Origin of the sequence: Nocardia sp. NPDC087230 (genome assembly GCF_044744725.1) — a bacterium.
In the GTDB taxonomy this organism is placed as follows: Bacteria; Actinomycetota; Actinomycetes; order Mycobacteriales; family Mycobacteriaceae; genus Nocardia; species Nocardia canadensis.
Map to the genome: position 1 here is coordinate 47,590 of NZ_JBIUYV010000011.1, position 19,104 is coordinate 66,693.

At 70.0% G+C, this 19,104-nt stretch carries 22 protein-coding genes; 16 read left to right on the forward strand and 6 right to left on the reverse strand.

Annotated features, from left to right (window positions below):
- Nucleotide 1: 1 nt before the first annotated feature.
- On the reverse strand, nt 2-232 hold the full coding sequence (locus ACIO52_RS27925) for a hypothetical protein (RefSeq protein WP_316575107.1): 231 nt from the start codon (nt 230-232) through the stop codon (nt 2-4).
- Between the two features lie 16 nt (nt 233-248).
- A complete protein-coding gene (locus ACIO52_RS27930) occupies nt 249-1,313 on the reverse strand; it encodes an NAD-dependent epimerase/dehydratase family protein (RefSeq protein WP_402648017.1) in 1,065 nt (354 codons plus the stop codon).
- 123 nt (nt 1,314-1,436) lie between these two features.
- On the opposite strand from ACIO52_RS27930, the gene ACIO52_RS27935 reads away from it, so the two are divergent.
- The 13 genes from ACIO52_RS27935 to katG all read left to right on the forward strand — a co-directional run bounded on the left by ACIO52_RS27935 (nt 1,437) and on the right by katG (nt 14,179).
- Entirely contained in the window at nt 1,437-2,060 is a 624-nt protein-coding gene (locus tag ACIO52_RS27935) for a TetR/AcrR family transcriptional regulator (protein ID WP_218716220.1), read from the forward strand.
- A 93-nt stretch (nt 2,061-2,153) separates the two neighbouring features.
- A complete protein-coding gene (locus ACIO52_RS27940; RefSeq protein WP_255586723.1) occupies nt 2,154-2,471 on the forward strand; it encodes a nuclear transport factor 2 family protein in 318 nt (105 codons plus the stop codon).
- Entirely contained in the window at nt 2,468-3,622 is a 1,155-nt protein-coding gene (locus ACIO52_RS27945) for an alkaline phosphatase family protein (RefSeq protein WP_402648020.1), read from the forward strand. The genes ACIO52_RS27940 and ACIO52_RS27945 overlap by 4 nt, the downstream gene beginning before the upstream one ends.
- A 65-nt stretch (nt 3,623-3,687) precedes the next feature.
- Nucleotides 3,688-4,008, forward strand: coding sequence for a hypothetical protein (locus ACIO52_RS27950; RefSeq protein WP_218716218.1), 321 nt, complete (start codon nt 3,688-3,690; stop codon nt 4,006-4,008).
- Nucleotides 4,009-4,134: 126 nt separating this feature from the next.
- Entirely contained in the window at nt 4,135-5,388 is a 1,254-nt protein-coding gene (locus ACIO52_RS27955; RefSeq protein ID WP_218716217.1) for a transcriptional regulator, read from the forward strand.
- 87 nt (nt 5,389-5,475) lie between these two features.
- Nucleotides 5,476-6,993: an aldehyde dehydrogenase family protein gene (locus ACIO52_RS27960; protein ID WP_402648025.1), complete on the forward strand. Its 1,518-nt coding sequence runs from the start codon at nt 5,476-5,478 to the stop codon at nt 6,991-6,993.
- Nucleotides 6,993-7,400, forward strand: coding sequence for a DUF779 domain-containing protein (locus ACIO52_RS27965; protein WP_218716215.1), 408 nt, complete (start codon nt 6,993-6,995; stop codon nt 7,398-7,400). The genes ACIO52_RS27960 and ACIO52_RS27965 overlap by 1 nt, the downstream gene beginning before the upstream one ends.
- Nucleotides 7,401-7,617: 217 nt before the next feature.
- On the forward strand, nt 7,618-9,972 hold the full coding sequence (locus ACIO52_RS27970; RefSeq protein WP_402648028.1) for a nitrate- and nitrite sensing domain-containing protein: 2,355 nt from the start codon (nt 7,618-7,620) through the stop codon (nt 9,970-9,972).
- 1 nt (nt 9,973) lies between these two features.
- Nucleotides 9,974-10,381 carry a roadblock/LC7 domain-containing protein gene (locus ACIO52_RS27975; RefSeq protein WP_218722352.1) on the forward strand — a complete coding sequence of 136 codons (408 nt, stop codon included), beginning with the start codon at nt 9,974-9,976 and terminating at the stop codon, nt 10,379-10,381.
- An 11-nt stretch (nt 10,382-10,392) separates the two neighbouring features.
- A complete protein-coding gene (locus ACIO52_RS27980) occupies nt 10,393-10,767 on the forward strand; it encodes a DUF742 domain-containing protein (RefSeq protein ID WP_218722351.1) in 375 nt (124 codons plus the stop codon).
- Nucleotides 10,748-11,353: an ATP/GTP-binding protein gene (locus ACIO52_RS27985; protein ID WP_218722350.1), complete on the forward strand. Its 606-nt coding sequence runs from the start codon at nt 10,748-10,750 to the stop codon at nt 11,351-11,353. Before ACIO52_RS27980 ends, ACIO52_RS27985 begins: the two co-directional genes overlap by 20 nt.
- A 151-nt stretch (nt 11,354-11,504) precedes the next feature.
- Nucleotides 11,505-11,939: a Fur family transcriptional regulator gene (locus tag ACIO52_RS27990; RefSeq protein ID WP_218722349.1), complete on the forward strand. Its 435-nt coding sequence runs from the start codon at nt 11,505-11,507 to the stop codon at nt 11,937-11,939.
- Between the two features lie 11 nt (nt 11,940-11,950).
- Nucleotides 11,951-14,179, forward strand: a complete 2,229-nt coding sequence (gene katG, locus ACIO52_RS27995) for a catalase/peroxidase HPI (RefSeq protein WP_218722348.1) — start codon at nt 11,951-11,953, stop codon at nt 14,177-14,179.
- Between the two features lie 66 nt (nt 14,180-14,245).
- Here the strand turns inward: katG and ACIO52_RS28000 are convergent, their stop codons facing one another.
- Together ACIO52_RS28000 and ACIO52_RS28005 are read right to left on the reverse strand one after the other, a co-directional pair.
- Nucleotides 14,246-14,704: an SRPBCC family protein gene (locus ACIO52_RS28000; RefSeq protein ID WP_316575113.1), complete on the reverse strand. Its 459-nt coding sequence runs from the start codon at nt 14,702-14,704 to the stop codon at nt 14,246-14,248.
- Between the two features lie 58 nt (nt 14,705-14,762).
- Nucleotides 14,763-15,173: a nitroreductase family deazaflavin-dependent oxidoreductase gene (locus tag ACIO52_RS28005; protein WP_218722346.1), complete on the reverse strand. Its 411-nt coding sequence runs from the start codon at nt 15,171-15,173 to the stop codon at nt 14,763-14,765.
- A 110-nt stretch (nt 15,174-15,283) separates the two neighbouring features.
- Between ACIO52_RS28005 and ACIO52_RS28010 the strand changes: the two genes are divergently transcribed.
- From ACIO52_RS28010 to ACIO52_RS28020, 3 genes are all read left to right on the forward strand, one after another.
- Nucleotides 15,284-16,000 (forward strand): metal-dependent hydrolase, encoded by a 717-nt coding sequence (locus ACIO52_RS28010; RefSeq protein ID WP_218722345.1) that lies wholly within the window; start codon nt 15,284-15,286, stop codon nt 15,998-16,000.
- A gap of 210 nt (nt 16,001-16,210) precedes the next feature.
- A complete protein-coding gene (locus ACIO52_RS28015) occupies nt 16,211-17,467 on the forward strand; it encodes an alpha/beta fold hydrolase (RefSeq protein WP_218722344.1) in 1,257 nt (418 codons plus the stop codon).
- Nucleotides 17,464-18,264 (forward strand): HugZ family protein, encoded by an 801-nt coding sequence (locus ACIO52_RS28020; RefSeq protein WP_402648035.1) that lies wholly within the window; start codon nt 17,464-17,466, stop codon nt 18,262-18,264. Before ACIO52_RS28015 ends, ACIO52_RS28020 begins: the two co-directional genes overlap by 4 nt.
- On the opposite strand, the gene ACIO52_RS28025 is transcribed toward ACIO52_RS28020, so the two are convergent.
- Both ACIO52_RS28025 and ACIO52_RS28030 read right to left on the reverse strand, forming a co-directional pair.
- On the reverse strand, nt 18,261-18,647 hold the full coding sequence (locus ACIO52_RS28025; protein ID WP_402648037.1) for a VOC family protein: 387 nt from the start codon (nt 18,645-18,647) through the stop codon (nt 18,261-18,263). The genes ACIO52_RS28020 and ACIO52_RS28025 overlap by 4 nt on opposite strands.
- Before the next feature lie 47 nt (nt 18,648-18,694).
- The gene (locus tag ACIO52_RS28030) at nt 18,695-19,045 is read right to left on the reverse strand and encodes a hypothetical protein (protein ID WP_218722341.1); all 351 of its coding nucleotides are present in this window, start codon (nt 19,043-19,045) and stop codon (nt 18,695-18,697) included.
- Nucleotides 19,046-19,104 lie beyond the last annotated feature (59 nt).

Here is a 19,104-nt window from a genome sequence, read left to right on the forward strand (position 1 = left end):
CTCAGGCCGTCCCGGCGCAGGCCAAGTGAGTGCCGACGACAGCCAGGCCCAGCACGGCCACGACCGCCGACAGGGCGGGCACAGGCTCACGGATCAGGCGCTCCCCCGCACGTCGTAGCGCCGCCGTCAGCCGGTCGAGCCGACGCCCCACCGGCACGGGGTCACCGGGTTTCCCCCGCGCTGCGCGCCGGAGGAGGCCGACCAGGGCGAGGACGAGCGCGGTGATCAGCATCGTCTTCCCTTCCCGCTCATCGGGTTCCGGCCGGCGCGGCGACGACAGTGGTTCGCCGCCCGCCGGGCGCGGTGACGACGCCGACGGCGATCAGGCTGTCGGCGGTGTCACGGATGGTGTCCGCGATCGGGCGCATCGTCCAGCCCAGTTCGCGGCGGGCCTTGTCGGCGCTGACGTTCTCGGTGCGGCCGAGCACCGGGAGGGTCAGCCGTACGCCCTTGTCGAACACTGCGACGAGCCGGACCAGCCAGTTCGGCAGCACCCGGGTCGGCACCCGGAAGCCCTGCGCGGCGAAATCGCGGGCCAGCATCGTGGCCAGCTCCCCCATCCACAGCGGCTCGGCCGCGCAGATGTACCGATTGCCCGCCGCCGCGGGCACTTCCATCGCGAGCCGGTGGGCGATCGCGAGGTCGCGCACATCGACCGGCGTCCAGCCGGTGCGCACCGAACCGGGCACATCGCGATTCAGCAGCCGGCGGATCGGCTCGTGCGAGGTGCTGGTCGTCGCGTCGAGCAGCGGGCCGAGCACCATGCCGGGATTCACGGCGACGAGTTCGAGTGCGCCACCGAGTGATTCGACGTAGTCCCAGGCGGCGCGTTCGGCGAGGGTCTTGCTCTTCTGATATGCGGGGATCCGGTCCACGACCGACCAGTCGGCCTCGGTGCGGACGGCGTCGTCATCGTGACCGTAGGCCACCGCGGCGACCGAGGAGGTGAGGACGACGCGCCGCACCCCGGCCGCCGCGGCGGCGCGCAGCACCCGCAGGGTGCCGTCGACGGCGGGCTCGATCAGCGCCTGCTCGTCGTCCGGGGGCGCGGACGGGAAGGGCGAGGCGACGTGCAGCACGGTGTCGCAGCCCGCCACCGCCTCCGCCCAGCCCGCGTCGTCGTCGAGCGTGGCGGCGACGAACTCGAGCGCACCGCCGGTGCGGCGGGCGAGGTCGGTCAGGTGCGCGCGTTGGGCGTGCGCGTCGAGGTCTCGCACGGAGCCGCGGACGGCGTAACCGTGCTCGAGCAGTTCGGCGATGCAGTGGCCGGCCACGAAACCCGTCGCGCCGGTGACCAATACCCGAGTGGTCATGGTGTTCACCCTTCGTCCTTCCAGGGACGCCCGCCCATCTGAGCGGTGCTCAAATAATCTAAACACTGCATAGATTTCCTGTCCAGTGCCGATCTCGGCGAGCTTCTCGCTTACGCTCGGAGGGTGAAGCGCACTCGTTACCACCACGGCGACCTGCGGGCCACGCTGATGGACGCCTGCCTGCGCCTGATCGAGAGCGAGGGCCTGGCCGCGGTGAGCCTGCGCCGCGTCGCCCGCGAAGCCGGGGTCAGCAGCGGCGCGCCCTACCACCACTTCGCCGACCGCGCCGCGCTGCTGTCGGCGCTGTCGGTGGACGGCTTCCAGCAGCTCGCCGCCGACCTCGCCGCGACCAAGGCGGCGGCCACCTCTCCGCTGGACGCGCTCACCGCGCTGGCCGAGACCTACGTCCGGTTCTCCCGCGACCATCCGGCGCAATTCCGGCTGATGTTCCGCCCCGAGCTGTCCCAGCCGGAGAAACACCCCGATGCCCACGAGGCCGGCGACGACGCGTTCCAGATCCTCGCCGACACGGTCGCCGAGGCGGTCGCGGCGGGCGTGCTGCCCGCCGACCGCGCCGACACCCTGGCCGTGGCCTGGTGGGCACTGGGGCACGGACTGGCCTCGCTGTGGCTGGACGGGCATCTCGAGAAACGCAGCGAGCAGATGGGCACCAACGCGCCCGACCTCGTCGACGCGATCATGCGCTCCTTCACCGGCCTCATCGCCCCCCGGCCCACCGGCGCCTGACGCGCCGTCGCTTATTCCCTCGGCCGCACCCGCGCGCTCACCTACAGTGGGGTGCACCGTCATCCGTCGTGTGCCACCCGAGCAGGAGAGCCGATGTCTGCCACCGCGAAACTCGATCCCCTGGTCGAAGCGTTCGTCGACGCGCTCAACGCCCAGGACACCGACCGCTTCTACGGTGTGCTGACCGAGGACGCGACCATGTCCGACGACGGGGTCGAACGCGACCTCGCGCAGTGGACCGAGGCCGAGATCTTCAGCAGCAACGGCCACCTGGTCGTGGAATCGGTCGACGGTGACGGCCTCGAGCTCACCGCCGACTACACCAACAGCCGATGGGGCTCCCTGCGTACCACCTGGCGGTTCGTCCTGCGCGACGGACTGATCAGCCGATTCGAAACCGGACAGGCGTGAACGACGAACTCTTGCTGACCCCGCGCTACGGCGAGTCCTCCCTCGCCGATCTGCTTCCCTCCGTGCTGGCCTGCCTCGGCGTCGACGGCGAGACCGACCGACTCGGCCTGGATCTCGACGTCGACCACGTGTGCGTCCTGCTCGTCGACGGCCTCGGCGCGCAGGCGCTGGCCGCCAACGCCACGACGGCGCCGTTCCTGTCGGGCCTGCCGGAAGCCACCATGACCGCGGGCTTTCCGAGCACCACCGCCACCAGCCTGACCACCCTGGGCACCGGTCTGCCGCCGGGCGAGCACGGCATCGTCGGGTACCTGCTGCGGCTGCCGGAAGAGCAGCGGCTGTTCAACAGCCTGCGCTGGCAACTCAACGGCGCCGGCCCGAAGGTCGACGTCCTCGCCACGTTCCCGCCCGAGCGAATCCAGCCGCGGCCCACCGCCTTCCAGCGCGCCACCGCCGCCGGGATCGCCGCGATCCAGGTCGCGCCGGGGTATCAGGACGGCTCCGGCCTGACCAGGGCCGGCTGGCGTGGCGGCGATTTCCGGGCCAGCTTCTCCGTCGGCGACCTGATCGACGGCGTCCTCGACGCCCTCGTCTCGGCACCGAAAACCCTGGTCTACACCTATCATTCGGAACTCGACACGACCGGGCACGCGCGCGGGCCCGCCTCGCGGGCCTGGCGATTCGAGCTCGGGCACGTCGACCGGATCGCCGCCGAACTGGCCGCGCGGCTGCCCGCCCGCACGGCGCTGATCGTCACCGCCGACCACGGCATGGTCGAACTCACCGAGCGGATCGACTTCGACACCCACCCGCACCTGTCCGCGGGCGTCGCCGAGCTCGCCGGGGAGCCCCGCGCCCGCCACGTCTACACCACCGACGGCGCGACCGCCGACGTGGCCGACACCTGGGCGGGCGTGCTCGGCGGCGACTTCCTGATCCGCACCCGGGCCGAGGCGATCGAGGCGGGCTGGTTCGGGCCGACGGTCACCACCGAATCCGCCTACCGGATCGGCGATCTGGTCGTCGTCGCGCGCGGGGAGGCCGGGGTGATCCGCTCCGCCGCCGAACCGCTGCAGTCGATCATGGTGGGCCATCACGGCTCGCTCACCGCCGCCGAGCTGCTGGTTCCGTTGCGGATCCACCGCGGCTGAGGCCGACCGCTTAGGCTGGAGGCCACTCGACGCGCACCCGCGCGGCGCGACCCTCAGGAGGAACCATGCACGCCACCACCCGAACCGGTGCCGTCGCCGTCGGCGTCGCGGTGCTGGCGGCACTGGCGAGTGGCTGCACCGAGGTCGAGCGGGTGCTCAACCAGGGTGGCGACACCTCGTGCCGCGACTACGTCAACCAGGAGCCCGACACCAAGCGGATCACCATCACCAAGGCGATCAAGCAGCGCAACGGCACCGACAACGAGCCCGCGGGCACCCTGGTCGACTCGATGATCGTGCAGGTCGACCTGCTGTGCGCGGGCCAGCGCAATATCGACACCCCGATCAAGAACGCCGATATCGCCGGGCTCTTCCTGAACAAGTAGCCGACGCCGGTGCCGTCAAGCCGCCACGACAGGGCATGCACCGGTGACCCGGTCGTCCGCCGGTAAACGGTGCACACCGCGGTGGCGCAGCTGATAGACATGAAAGCGCCACCGACGAGCAGGGAGTTGAACGTGGGCGCACACGACGACCCGATCGCCGGATCGCCCCCGCCGGACCGGCTCTCGGACTATCGGGGCGCGCTCGAGAAGCAGTGGAACAAGCTGGCCGCGCCCTCGCGCCCGCTGCATCTGCCCCGTGACACCGGGCCGGTGCGCGCGGAGGTCGCCAAGTCCTGGCAGCGCTCGCTGCACACCGTGGACCCGGCACAGACCGTCGCCCCCGGCTTCAACGACATCAGCGACCGCTGGTCGGAGTCGCCGCTGCGCAGACCAGTCACCGAACTCGCCGGGCAACTGCGCGGCATGGCCGAGGAATCCGGTTATCTCGCCGTCGTCAGTGACGAATCGGGCACCATCTTGTGGACCGCGGGCGATCGCACTCTGCGCCGCCAGGGTGAGCAGGTGAACTTCGCGCCCGGCGGGGTGTGGGACGAGAGTCATATGGGCACCAACGGCCTGTCGCTGGCGCTGCACGACGACAAGGCCGTGACCGTCTTCTCCGCCGAGCACCTGGTCGCGGCGCTGCACGGCTGGGTGTGCTATTCCGCGCCCATCCACGGCCCCGACGGCAGGCAGGTCGGGGTGCTCGATCTGTCCTCGACCTGGGAACGCTCGCACCCCATGGTGATGACCTCGGTCCGGGCGCTGGTGACCGCGGTGGAGACCATGTTGCGGGCCGAGGCGCCCGCTCCCGCGCCCGGTGTCCGGCTCGAATGCCTCGGCGCCGCACGGCTGTTGCGCGACGGCAGGCCGGTCCCGCTGCCGCCACGCCAGCTCGAGATCCTGGCCCTGCTGGCGCTCGAACCCGAGGGCTATACCCCCGAGCAGCTGCACGCCGCCGTCTACGGCGACCGATCGGTCTCGCTCAACACCCTCAAAGCCGATGTCTCGCATCTGCGGCGGGCCACCCGCGGCGAGATCGCCAACCGGCGCTACATGCTCACCGGTCCGGTGTCCTGCGACGCGGTCGACCTGCTCGCCGCGATCGAGGGCGGCGACCTCACCTCGGCGCTGTGGCTGTATCGCGGGCCGCTGCTACCCGGCTCCGATCTCCCCGGCGTCGAACAGTGGCGCGCGCATCTGGATGTGGGCATCCGCAACGCGGTGCTCCACAGCGATCGGGCCGAGCACGCCGTGGCCTTCGGCCAGCGCTGTCCCGGCGATGTCGCGGTGCACGAGCACGCGCTGCGCCTGCTGCCGCGAGACGACGTCCGCCGGGCCGTCGTCACCGCCCGCCTGTACACCGCGCGACAGGGCTGACCTGGGCGAACACGCTCACCAACCTCGTACCAACCTTCGCCGACCATAGTGTGTTCCACCACGCAGAGGTCGCGAGGAGCGAGACGCATGATCTACGGCAAGCCCGGATCGGATACCGGCATCGTCAGTTATGCCGCCCGATACGACAACTTCATCGGGGGTGACTGGGCCGCCCCCATCGAAGGCCGCTACTTCGACAACACCTCGCCGGTCGACGGCGAGACGTTCTGCGCGGTGGCCAGGTCCACGGCCGCCGATATCGACATGGCGCTCGAGGCCGCGCATCGTGCCACCGACCGCTGGGCCACGACCCCGGTCGCCGAGCGCGCCGACATCCTCAACAAGATCGCCGACCGGATCGAGAACAGCATCGAACCGCTGGCGGTCGCCGAGACCTGGGACAACGGCAAGCCGGTCCGCGAAACCCTGGCCGCGGATCTCCCGCTGGCCGTGGATCACTTCCGCTACTTCGCCGGTGTGCTGCGCGCCCAGGAGGGCTCGATCTCGCAGATCGACCCCGACACCGTCGCCTACCACTTCCACGAGCCGCTCGGCGTGGTCGGCCAGATCATCCCGTGGAACTTCCCGATCCTGATGGCGGCTTGGAAGCTGGCCCCCGCGCTGGCCGCGGGCAACTGCGTGGTGATCAAACCCGCCGAGCAGACACCCGCCTCGCTGTTGCTGGTCGTCGAGCTGATCGCCGACCTGCTGCCGCCGGGAGTCCTCAACGTGGTCAACGGCTTTGGCGTGGAGGCGGGCAAACCGCTGGCGCAGAGCCCACGAGTGGCCAAGATCGCGTTCACCGGCGAGACCACGACCGGCAGGCTGGTCATGCAGTACGCGAGCGAGAACATCATCCCGGTCACCCTGGAGCTGGGTGGCAAGAGCCCGAACATCTTCCTGCCCGACGTGATGGCGGCCGACGACGACTACCTCGACAAGGCCGTCGAGGGCTTCGTGATGTTCGCCCTGAACCAGGGTGAGGTGTGCACGTGCCCGTCACGCGCGCTGATCCACTCGTCGATCTACGACGAATTCCTCGCCCGCTGCATCGCCCGCACCGAGGCCGTCGTGTCAGGTCATCCCCTCGATACCGAGACGATGATCGGCGCGCAGGCCGGCAACGACCAGTACGAGAAGATCCTGTCCTACCTGGACATCGGCAGAGCCGAAGGCGCCCGCGTGCTGACTGGAGGGGAAGCACGCAAGGTCGACGGCCTGCCGGGTGGGTACTACATCGAACCCACCATCTTCGAGGGTGAGAACACGATGCGGATCTTCCAGGAGGAGATCTTCGGACCCGTGGTCGCGGTGACCCGTTTCGACACCGTCGACGAGGCCATCCGCATCGCCAACGACACCCTCTACGGCCTCGGCGCGGGCGTGTGGACCCGCGATATCAACACCGCTCACCGACTCGGCCGCGGCATCAAGGCGGGCCGGGTCTGGACCAACTGCTACCACGCCTACCCCGCGCACGCCGCCTTCGGCGGGTACAAGAAGTCGGGATTCGGGCGGGAGAACCACGCCATGATGCTCGGGCACTACCAGCAGACCAAGAACCTGCTGGTCAGTTATTCCACGACGAAACTCGGGATGTTCTGATGCAGAACCGGATCCACCGTGTGGAGATCACCGAACGCGCCCAGACCCTGTTGCGCAGGCTGATCGAGGACAACGGCCCGGTGTTGTTCCGCCAGGCCGGCGAGGGCTGCGACGAGGACATCGCGCCGGTGTGCCTATCCGCCAAGCAGTTCCCGATCGAGAAGGCCGATGTCCTGCTGGGCAGGCTCAGCTGGCACACCGAGTTCTGGATCAGCCCCGAGCAGTTCGAATGCTGGAAGGACACCCACCTCACCGTCGACGCGGTGCGCGGGCAGGCCAGCGCCGAATCGCTGGAAGCGGGCCAGGGCATGCGCTTCGTGCTGCGCGCCCGGCAACTCACCGAGGCGGAGAACGCGGCACTGGCTGCCGCACCGCCCCCACGAACCGGCGCCGACCGCACGCTGTAGCGGCGCCACGGACCTGACCTGGTAGGACCTTCCCGGCGCTGCCAGGCCATGGCGAGCCCCCGCCGACTGGGCCATCGCGGCTCAGCCGGCGGGGCGAGCTCGCCGAATCCCCCGTGCCGGTCCGCCCCTAGCAAAGACGTTCCCGCACAAACCAAATCGCGTCTCGCTCAGCGAGACACGCAGGTCAAGACTGCAACGATTCCGTTACGTTATGGCGATGTTCTTAGCGAGACTCGGTGTTCGAACCCGGATTCTGGCGATCGCTCTCATCCCCAGTCTCACGCTGGTGGTGGTCGGCGTCGGAACGGCGGGCTACCTGGTCGACGAGAGCAACAAGGCCAAGACCTGGGCCTCGGAAATGCAAGCGGCCGTGCCCTACACGCGCGAGCTCATCGAGGCCGTCCAATCCGAACGCCAGCTCACCCTGGCCCACCTGGCCGGTGACGAGACCGCCCAGCTCGCCCTCGCGCCCGCCCGGGCCCGGCTCGATGCCGCCTTCCGGGGTCTGATCGAGGTCTCCGAGGGCATCCGCAAGGTCGACGATTCCAACATCGGCGACGACAAGGGCGGATTCAACACTCTCGGTACGCATCTGGCCGGGGTGCGCGGCGGCGCCGACGCGGGCCTGCTGCCCGCCTCCGACGCGTACATGTTCTACAACAAGCTGCTCGACGTGTTCACCCAGGGCACCAAGGTCGCCGAGCGCGCCGCCCCCGACGCCGTGGTCGCCGCGGGCGTGGGCGAGGGCATGCGCCTGCTCAACGCCGCCGAGGCGATGTCGCGCAGCAACGCCCTGGCGCTGTCGATGGTGGCCGCCGGTGGGCCCACCAGCATTCCGCTCGACGAGTTCGTCAAGCAGAGCGGCTTCTATCACAACGAAGTCGCCAACGTCGCCGCCGAACTCGACGAAGCCCAGCGCACCGCGATCACCGCGCTGATGTCGTCCTCGCAGTGGGGGCAACTGAGCGCGATGGAGTCGGCCCTCGTGCAGCGTTTCGCGGCGGCGGCCGCGCAGACCACCGGCAGCTCGAGCACCTCGACCAAGCAGACGCCCGCCGCGCTGCCGCTGTCCTCACCCGAATGGCAGAGCGCGGCAGCCGAAGTCAACCGGGCCATGCTCGACGCGTACAGCACGCACAACCGCCACGTCCAGAAGCTCGCCGAGGACACCGCGCACCGCGCCGAGGTCAACGCGGCCCTGGCCGGTGGCGGCGTGCTCGCGCTCAGTGTGCTGGTGTTCCTGGTCGCGGTGATCCTGGCCAACCGGATCATCCGCCGCCTGCGCAGGCTGCGCACCGAAACCCTCGCCCTCGCCGACGAACAGCTGCCCGCCACCATGCGCGCGCTGCGCGAGGGCGGCGACATCGACGCCGCGCAGACCTCTCCCACGCTGGACTTCGGCAGGGACGAGATCGGCCAGGTCGCCCAGGCCTTCGAGCACGCCGCCTCGGCCGCGCTGCGCGCCGCCGTCGACGAGGCCCGCACCCGCGAGGGTGTGCGCGCGGTGTTCCTCAATATCGCCCACCGCAGCCAGATCGTGGTCCACCGCCAGCTCGAGATCCTCGACGAGGCCGAACGCAGGCAGGAGGATCCGGCGCTGCTGGAGACCCTGTTCCGGCTCGACCACCTGGCCACCCGCGAACGCCGCAACGCCGAGAACCTGATCATCCTGGGCGGCGGCCGGCCCGGACGTCAGTGGCGCAAGCCGGTTCCGGTGATGGACGTCGTGCGCAGCGCCATCGGCGAGACGCTCGACTACGCCCGGGTGCGCGTCACCAAGCTGCCCGAGGTCGAGGTCGTCGGCACCGTCGTGGCCGACCTCGTGCACCTGCTCGCCGAGCTCGTCGACAACGCGACCGCGTTCTCCCCGCCGCAGTCGCGAGTCGAGGCGGGTGGCAACATCGTCGGCAAGGGCGTGGTCATCGAGATCACCGACCAGGGCATGGGCATGAGCCCCGAGGACCTGGCCCGCTACAACGACATGCTGGCCGATCCGCCGGACTTCGGTGTCGGCACGCTGTCCTCGGATTCGCGCCTCGGTCTGTTCGTCGTCGCCCGGCTGTCGACCTCGCACGGTGTCTCGGTGCGGCTCAGCGAATCCGACTACGGCGGTATCCGCGCGATCGTGCTCATTCCGCTGTCGCTGCTGGCCGGCGACTCCGACACCTCGATGATGCCGCCGGCCACCACCGGTCCGCTGCGTCGCGGTCTGCCCGCGCCCGCGCCCGAGCCCGCCCCGATCGCCGCCATCGAGTCGGCGCCCGCGCCGACCGCGGTGGCCACCCTGGTCGCCGAACCGCCCACGCCGCCGCGCCCGGTGGCGCCCGCGCCCGAACCGCCCGAGGTACCGGCCCACGGCTCCGACGAGCGCCCGGCCCTGCCGCGGCGTCAGCGCCAGACCAACCTGGCGCCCGAACTCACCGAGGAGCCGGCTGCCGCCGAGCCGCCGCGTACGCCGGAGCGGCCGCGCTCGGCCGAACAAGCGCGCGACATCATGTCCGCGATCGAGAACGGCACCCGGCAGGGCCGCAAACCACTGTCCACATCGAATCAGGATGAACAGGAAGGCTGAGGTGAACTCTTCCCACCCCGGTGATCTCAACTGGTTGCTCGACGATCTCGTCGACCGGCTGGCGGGGGTCCGCTACGCGGTCGTGCTGTCCACCGACGGGCTGCTGCTCGGACGCTCCTCGCAGATGAACCGCGAGGATGCCGAACACTTCGCCGCCATGTCGTCGACCCTCTACGGACTCGCGCGCAGCGCGGGCAGCCGATTCGACGGCGGTGGTGTGCGGCAAGCGGTGATCGAGCTCGACCGCGCCGTCCTGTTCGTCACCTCGGCGGGCGACAACGCGTGCCTGGCGCTGCAGGCCAACGAGTCGGCGAACCTCGGCATGGTCGCCTATGAAATGAACCTCACCGTGCAGCGGGTCGGCAGTTACCTGTCGACCGAGCCGCGGCACGGACTGGCGGAGCTATAGGAAGCAGCACCATGACTCGACTCGGCGATCCGTGGTTCGACGACGCGGCCGGACCCCTGGTCCGCCCGTACGCGGTGACCCGCGGCCGCACCATGGGTGCGGCGCACGACCTGGACATGCTCACGGTGGTGGTGGCCGTACACCCCGCCCCCACCCTGCGGCGACCGGAACCCGAATACGCGACGATCGCACAGTTGTGCAAGCGCGCGCAGTCGGTGGCCGAGGTCTCGGCCGTGCTGAAACTTCCTCTGGCGGTGACCAAGATCCTCGTCGGTGATCTCATCGGCGAGGGCCACCTCATCTTCCGGGCTCCTGCGACGGCCGAGGCCGGTGCCGGAGACCTCAACGTATTGCGAGCGGTTCTGGATGGCATCCGAAAACTTTGACCCCACGGCACCGGGCGGGCAGCATCTGGCCGCCTCGGTGAAGATCCTCATCGCCGGCGGCTTCGGCGTCGGCAAGACCACCATGGTCTCCTCGATCAGCGAGATCGCGCCGTTGCGCACCGAGGAGCTGATCACCGAGGTCAGCACCGGCGTCGACGACCTGTCGGGGGTGGAACAGAAGTCGACGACCACGGTCGCGCTGGACTTCGGCCGCATCACCATCGACCGCGACCTCGTGCTGTACCTGTTCGGCACCCCGGGCCAGGACCGGTTCTGGTTCCTCTGGGACGAGCTGTGCCGCGGCGCGCTCGGCGCGATCGTGCTGGCCGACACCCGCAGGCTGAGCAATTCGTTCGCGGCGGTGGACTTCTTCGAGCGGCGCGGGCTGCCGTTCCTGATCGCGGTGAACTGCTTCGAGGGCGCGCCGCGCTACACCGTCGACGAGGTGCGCGACGCGCTCGACCTCGACCCGAACACTCCCGTGGTGCTCTGCGACGCCCGCGACCGGCCCTCGGCCAAGGCGGTACTCACCCATCTGGTCGAGTACCTCATCGAACGCGCCACCCGTACCCCGGTGACCACCTAGCACCAGGGTCGACCGGGGGGCGGCCCCGGTTCCTGTTCCCGTCACCGCTGCTACGGCCCCCGCGCCGCCGACCGGAACCACCCCGATGTAGTCCAGGCCACTTGGCCGGAAACGCTTCCGCTGCCATCTGGAACGAGTAATAATCTGGAATGTGTCCACCACATCGGACTTCGAGCGCATGCTCCGCGCGGCGTCGCTGCGCGTCACGGCGCCGCGTCTGGCGGTGCTCACCACCGTGCACCAGCATCCGCACGCCGATACCGACACCATCCTGAGCCGGGTCAGGGACACCCTCGGCGCGGTGAGCCACCAGGCGGTGTACGACGTCCTGCGCGTCCTCACCACCGCGGGCCTGCTGCGGCGAATCCAGCCCATGGGCACCGTCGCCCGGTACGAGACCCGCGTCGGCGACAACCATCATCACCTCGTCTGCCGATCCTGTGGCGTGATTGTCGATGTCGACTGCGCAGTCGGCGATGCGCCGTGTCTGACCGCTGCCGCTGACACCGGTTTCGTCGTCGACGAAGCCGAAGTCATCTACTGGGGCCGCTGCCCCGACTGCACGACTTCACCATCACTCTCCTGAAAGGATTCACCGTGCCCGAGGAACATCCACCTATCGCGGAAGCCAATACGGAACCCGGTGACAATGGCTGCCCCGTGACGTCGGCGCGCCCGTTCGCCTCCGCCGACGCCCGTGGCAGCAACCGTGACTGGTGGCCGCATCAGCTCAATCTCACGATCCTGCAGAAGAATCCGCCGGTGGCGAACCCGATGGACGCCGACTTCGACTACGCGGCCGAGTTCTCGACCCTCGATCTGGCCGCGGTGAAGCAGGACATCGAGCAGGTCATGACGACCTCCCAGCCCTGGTGGCCCGCCGACTTCGGCCACTACGGCCCGTTCTTCATCCGGATGGCGTGGCATTCGGCCGGCACCTACCGGGTCGGCGACGGCCGCGGCGGCGCCGGCTCGGGCATGCAGCGCTTCGCCCCGCTCAACAGCTGGCCCGACAACGCCAGCCTGGACAAGGCCCGGCGGCTGCTGTGGCCGGTCAAGAAGAAGTACGGCAAGAAGCTGTCCTGGGCCGACCTCATCGTCTACGCCGGCAATGTCGCGCTCGAGTCGATGGGCTTCCCCACCTTCGGCTTCGGCGGCGGTCGCGTCGACGCGTGGGAGCCGGAGGAGGACGTGTACTGGGGTCCGGAGAGCACCTGGCTCGGCGACGAGCGCTACACCGGCGAGCGCAACCTCGAGCGTCCGCTCGCCGCGGTCCAGATGGGCCTGATCTACGTGAATCCGGAAGGCCCCAACGGCAATCCGGATCCGGTCAAGGCCGCGATCGACATCCGCGAGACCTTCGCCCGGATGGCGATGAACGACGAGGAGACCGCCGCGCTGATCGTGGGCGGGCACACCTTCGGCAAGACCCACGGCGCCGGACCCGCCGACCTCGTCGGCCCCGAGCCCGAGGCCGCGCCGCTCGAGCAGCAGGGGCTGGGCTGGAAGAGCAGCTTCGGCACCGGAGCGGGCGCCGACGCGATCACCAGTGGCCTGGAAGGCATCTGGAACAGCACGCCGATCACCTGGGACAACAACTTCCTGGAGACCCTCTACGGCTACGAGTGGGAGCTCAGCAAGAGCCCGGCGGGTGCCCACCAGTGGATCCCGAAGGACGGCGCGGGCGCTGACACGGTGCCCGATCCGTTCGATGCCACCAAGAAGCGCACCCCGGTCATGCTGACCACCGACCTGTCGCTGCGTTTCGACCCGATCTACGAGCAGATCACCCGGCGCTGGCTGGCGAACCCGGCCGAACTCACCGACGCGTTCGCGCGCGCCTGGTACAAGCTCACCCACCGCGACATGGGTCCGGTCGTGCGCTATCTCGGCCCGCTGGTCCCGGCCGAGGAACTGCTGTGGCAGGACCCGGTCCCCGCGCATACCGGCCCGCTGATCGGTGACACCGAGATCGCCACCCTCAAGAGCCACATCCAGGCCTCGGGGCTGACGGTCGCGCAGCTGGTGTCGACGGCCTGGGCGGCGGCCTCGTCGTTCCGTGGCAGCGACAAGCGCGGCGGCGCCAACGGTGGTCGCCTGCGACTGCAGCCCCAGGCGGGCTGGGAGGTCAACCAGCCCGACGAGCTCGCGCAGGTGGTGCGCACCCTCGAAGGCATCCAGGAGTCGTTCAACGCCGCGGGCGGCGCCCAGGTGTCGTTCGCCGATCTGGTCGTGCTCGGCGGCGCGGTCGGTGTCGAACAGGCCGCCCAGGCCGGCGGTCACGCGGTGACGGTGCCGTTCACACCGGGACGCACCGACGCCACCCAGGAGCAGACCGACGTCGAGTCCTTCTCGGCGCTCGAGCCCCAGGCCGACGGCTTCCGCAACTACCTGGCCAAGGACGCCCGCATCCCGGCCGAGTACCTGCTCGTCGACAAGGCCAACCTGCTCACCCTGAGCGCGCCGGAGATGACGGTGCTGATCGGTGGTCTGCGCGTGATCGGCGTGAACTACCAGCAGTCGCCGGTCGGCGTGCTCACCACAACGCCCGGCGCGCTGACGAACGACTACTTCGTCAACCTGCTGGACATGGGCACCGAGTGGACGCCGTCGGCGTCGGACGACAATGTCTACGAGGGCAAGGACACCGCGACCGGCGCGGTCACCTGGACCGGCAGCCGCGTCGACCTGGTATTCGGCGCGAACTCGCAGCTGCGCGCGCTGGCCGAGGTCTACGCGACCGACGACGCGAAGGAGAAGTTCGTGCGCGACTTCGTCGCCGCGTGGACCAAGGTGAGCAACCTGGATCGGTTCGACCTGGCCTGACCGCTCCGCGAAACACCCCGCGACTCGCTCGGGTCGCGGGGTGTTTCGTTGTCGGGGTGGGGGCGATCAGGCCGACTCGGCAACCTCGGCCAGCCGGTCCACCGAGGCCCGCAGCTTGTCCGAGGTGGTGGCCGCGGCCCTGACCTGACGCAGCTCGTCGTGCAGCTCGGTCCAGTCGTAGGTATGGGTCACCCGGGTGGTGGCGTCGTCGATCGGCTCCAGCTCCCAGCGCCACAGGTGACCGGGCGGGGTCTTGCCGCGCTCGGACGGATTCCACGCGATGCGGCGGCCCTCCTCGAACTCGACGATGTGGTTGTCGCGGTCGACGCCGTTGGTCAGCGTCGTGGTGAACACGTCACCGACGGCGGTGACCCGCTGGCCCGCCGCCGCTTCGGCGAGATTGTCGTTGCCGTCCCAGCGCGGCTGCTGGGCGGGGTCGGCGATCAGTTCGAAGAGGGCGGCGGCGCTCGCCGCGATCTCGCGGGAGGCGTGCACGATACGGGGCGCGTCGGTGGTTTCGGTCACGGAGGCGATGAAACCAGCAGCTCACCCGCCCCGGCAAGGATTCGGCTCGAGCCCGCGCCTAACTCACCCGCGACACCGCGAACACGGGGATCTCGCGGCTGGTCTTCTCGCGGTACTCCGCGAAGCCCGGCATGATCTCGACCATCCGGTCGAACAGCGCGGTGCGTTCCGGGTCGTCGACGAGTTCGGCTTTGCCCGTGAAGGTCTCGGTCGGCAGCTCGACGCTCAGCTCCGGGTTCGCGACCAGGTTGTAGTACCACGCGGGGTGCTTGTCGGCGCCGCCGTTGGAGGCGATCAGCACGATCCGGTCGCCGTCGGGCAGGAACACCAGCGGGTTGGTGATCGCGCGCCCCGACTTCGCGCCGGTCGTGGTGATGATCACCATGTTGTCGCGGCCTTCGAACATGCCGCCGACCCGGCCGCCGTTGGCCCGGAATTCGGCGATCACCTGGTCGTTGAATGCGCTCATCGTCGTCCTTTCGTCCCTGCGGTCCCTTGCGCCAACCATCCTGGCGCACCCCGCATTCCCGCCGTCCTCGGCATATGCGTCGAGATAGTGAGGTCGACTAACGTTGCGGGGTGCTTGGACATTCACACGCGACCAGCGGCGCGCTGGCCTGGGCGGGAACCGCCGCGGCGCTCCCGCTCACGGTCGCCGCTTTCCCCCTGTTCGACAGCGATACAACACGATTCGGGATCGCCGAACTGATCATGGGCACACTGCTGACCGCGGGTGCCGCCTTGCTGCCGGACGCGGATCATCCGAGCGGAACCATCTCACACGTGCTGGGCCCGCTGTCACATCACCTGTGCCGCTTGATCTCCTGGCTCTCCGGTGGGCACCGACACGGTACCCACTCCCTGCTGTTCGTCGTCGTCGCGGTGGGCGCCACGTGGGCGGGCGAGCATTATCTCGGCCGGCCGTTCACTCTGGGCCTGGTGTTCTTCCTGCTCGCGCTGGCGGTGCGGTCGCTGCACCTGTGTCCGCCGGGAAAGAGCCTGCGCACCTACGGCACGGTGATCGTGCTGGCGACGGCGGGCACGTTCGCGGTGGATCACTGGATCGTCGACCGGCCGGCGTGGCTGCCGATCTGCGTCGGCCTCGGCTGCCTGGCGCATCTGCTCGGCGACTGCCTCACCGATCGCGGCTGCCGCCTGCTGTGGCCGTTCCCGTTGCGGACCCGGGTGCCGTTGATCGAGCGGACCGGCAACCGGGTCGAGACCTGGGTCATCTCACCGCTGTTCGTCCTGGGCACGATGGGCGCGCTCTGGTACGCGATCATGCATCGACCGTGACGCCCACCGTGAGGGCGGCGGGCCCCTTCCCCCGCCGCCCTTGCCTTTTTCTCCGTGGTCAGTTCATCCAGATAGATGCCTTGATGCGCATATCAGCGTATCGGCATCCTATTTGTGACAGGTGAGTATCGCGGGCCTCGATTGCCGGGCTTCGTCCCGAATCGGGCCCACCTGCGGCATTTTTCAGTGCACAGTTGTACTCTCAATCTCGTGACCGAGCAGCTCCCCCAGCCCCAAGCCGAGGTACAGGCACTCACGCGCCTGGCGGGCGACGAATTCGTCGGCGCGGTGGACGGCATCGCGGCCATCCACCGGGCCATCTCCGACCGCGTGTTCGCGGCGGTTCGGCTCGGGGTGGGTCCCGCCGCGGATCCGGTGAAGGTCGTGCACGACGCGATCACCGACGGTGTATACGCGGTGGTCGGTGGCACCGGGTTCGTGGTCGGCGAGGTCGCGAGCGCGGTCCAGGTGCCCGGCGTGACCGCGCCGTCACGGACCGTCTGGGGCGCGGGCGTGCTGGCCGCCCTCCAGGGTCTGATCGGTGACGCGCTCGAGGACGAGGCACCGATCCTGGCCTCCCCCATGACCTTCCGCGTCGACGGCGCGCCCGTCGCGCCCGAACAGCTGGCCGCCCATGTCGCCGTGCCGACCACCCGACTGGTCGTGCAGCTGCACGGGCTCGTGGAGACCGAGCACGCTTGGCGGCTCGGCGGCCGCCCCACCTACGGCGACCGGCTCGAGGAGGACCTCGGCTACACCCCGGTCCTCGTGCGCTACAACTCCGGCCTGCACATCTCCGAGAACGCCGCCCAGCTCAGCGCACTCCTGGCCCGGCTGGTCGCGGCATGGCCGCTGCCGGTGCACGAGATCTGCCTGATCGGCCATTCGATGGGCGGGCTGGTCGCGCGCGGCGCCTGCCACCTGGCCGACGCGGCGGACGAGGCCTGGGTACGCGCGGTCCGGCAGGTGGTCTGCCTCGGCTCTCCACACCTGGGCGCCCCGCTGGAACAGATCGCGCACTACGCCGCCGCGGCGTTCGACCTGCTGCCCGAGACCCGGCCGCTCGGCAAGCTGCTGCGCAGGCGCAGCGCGGGGATCCGCGACCTGCGGCAGGGTTCGCTCGTCGACGAGGACTGGCGCGATCTCGACACCGACGCGCTGCGGGCGCGGGCGGTCCGCGAGGTCCCGTTGATCGCGGGCGTCGAGCACTACTTCGTCACCGCGACGCTCACCCGCAGCCCGCGGCATCCGCTGGGGCGGGTCGTCGGCGACGGCCTGGTGCTCACCGGCAGCGGCTCGGGCCGTGGCCGGACCCGCCGGATCGGCTTCGACGTGGTCAACGGCCTGCACGTGCCCGCGGCCAACCACTTCAGCCTGCTCAACCACGACGCGGTCTACGAGGCGCTGCACAGCTGGCTGACGAGCACGCCCCGCAGGACGGTGCGGGTGGATACGCTGTGGCCATGACTCTCGACCACGGCGACCCCGGCGACGCACCCTCCATTCCGCTGCCGACCGCTCCCCTGGCCAACGACGCCCGCCCCTCGGCGGCCGAGGAAGCCAGAACCATTGCGGCGGCCACCAATACCGGCACCCTGGCCAGTCTCACCGCCGACGGCGCGCCGTGGGCGTCGTTCATCACCTACGGACTGCTCGACGGCGCGCCCGTCCTGAGCGTCTCGCGGCTGGCCGAACACGGCCGCAACCTCGCCGCCGACCCGCGCGCCAGCATCGCGATCGTCACCCCGGACATCCCGGCCGACCCGCTGGCGGGCACCCGGATCACCCTGGCCGGCGTGGTGGAACGACCGGAAGGCGCCGAAGCCGAGGCCGCGCGCGCCGCCCACCTGGCCGCCGTCCCGGCCGCGAAGTACTACATCGACTACAGCGACTTCACCCTCTGGGTGCTGCGCGTGCAGCGGGTGCGCTGGGTCGGCGGCTACGGCCGGATGGACTCCGCGTCGGCCCAGGAATACCTGGCGGCGCAGCCGGATCCGATCGTGCCGCTGGCCGCCCCCGGCATCGCCCACCTCAACGCCGACCACGCCGACGCGCTGCTGGCGATGGCCACCCGGCTCGGCGGCTTCCCCGACGCGACCGCCGCCGTCTGCGAGCGCGCCGACCGCTACGGCCTCGATCTGCGGGTCGAGACGCCGCGCGGGGTCGCCCGCACCCGGGTCGGCTACGCCGCTCCGCTGTCGGAAATCGGCGAACTGCGTTCGGCGACCGTCGAATTGACGCGACGGGCCCGCGCGGCCGATTAGGCCTCGTACAGCTCGAGCGGCAGGTCGTCGGGATCGAAGAAGAAGGCCATGTGCTTGCCGGTGTACTCGTCGGTGCGCAGTTCCTCGGTGCGCACGCCGCGTTCCCGCAGCGCGGTGAGCGCGGCGGGCACATCGGCGACCACGAAGGCCAGATGTCGCAGCCCCGCCGCCTCGGGCCTGCTCGGGCGCGCGGGCGGATCGGGGAACGAGAACAGCTCGATCCGGCACCCGCCCGGCAGCCCGACGTCGAGTTTCCACGAGTCCCGATCGGCCCGGTGGTTCTCGGCGAGCACCGTCCCACCGAGCGTCTCGGTGTAGAAGCGCTTCGAGCGGTCGTAGTCGGTCGCGATGATCGCGACGTGATGGATCCCGAGAAACTCCATCCCGCGACGGTACCGCCGCCGGCCGTGCGCTCCCGCGTCCGAGGAACTCAGGTCCAGAGGGCGGCGACGAGGACGTTGACGATCGCCAGGCCGCCGGCGGCGTCGGTCATCCAGTCGATCTGCTTGCCCCGCTTGGCATCGGCGCGGCCCATCTCGGCGAGCGCGACGACGGCGACCGAGATCGCCAGCTTCACGGCCAGCTTCGTGGTATCGGGATCCTTGCCCAGCGAATCGACAGCCGAGGCGAGGCCGGCCAGGATCAGCCCGGTGAGGAGCTGGGCCCGCGCTCCCCACACCATCAACTCCGAGACCACCGGGCGGGAGGCCGCGAAGCCGCCGACCACGGCGGCCATGCCGAGCAGATGGGTGACAACCACCAGGTTGTAAACGAATTCCATGAATGCCGAGCGTAGTTCACCCGAAACCGGCCGGTGCCCGAAGGCACCGGCCGGTTTCC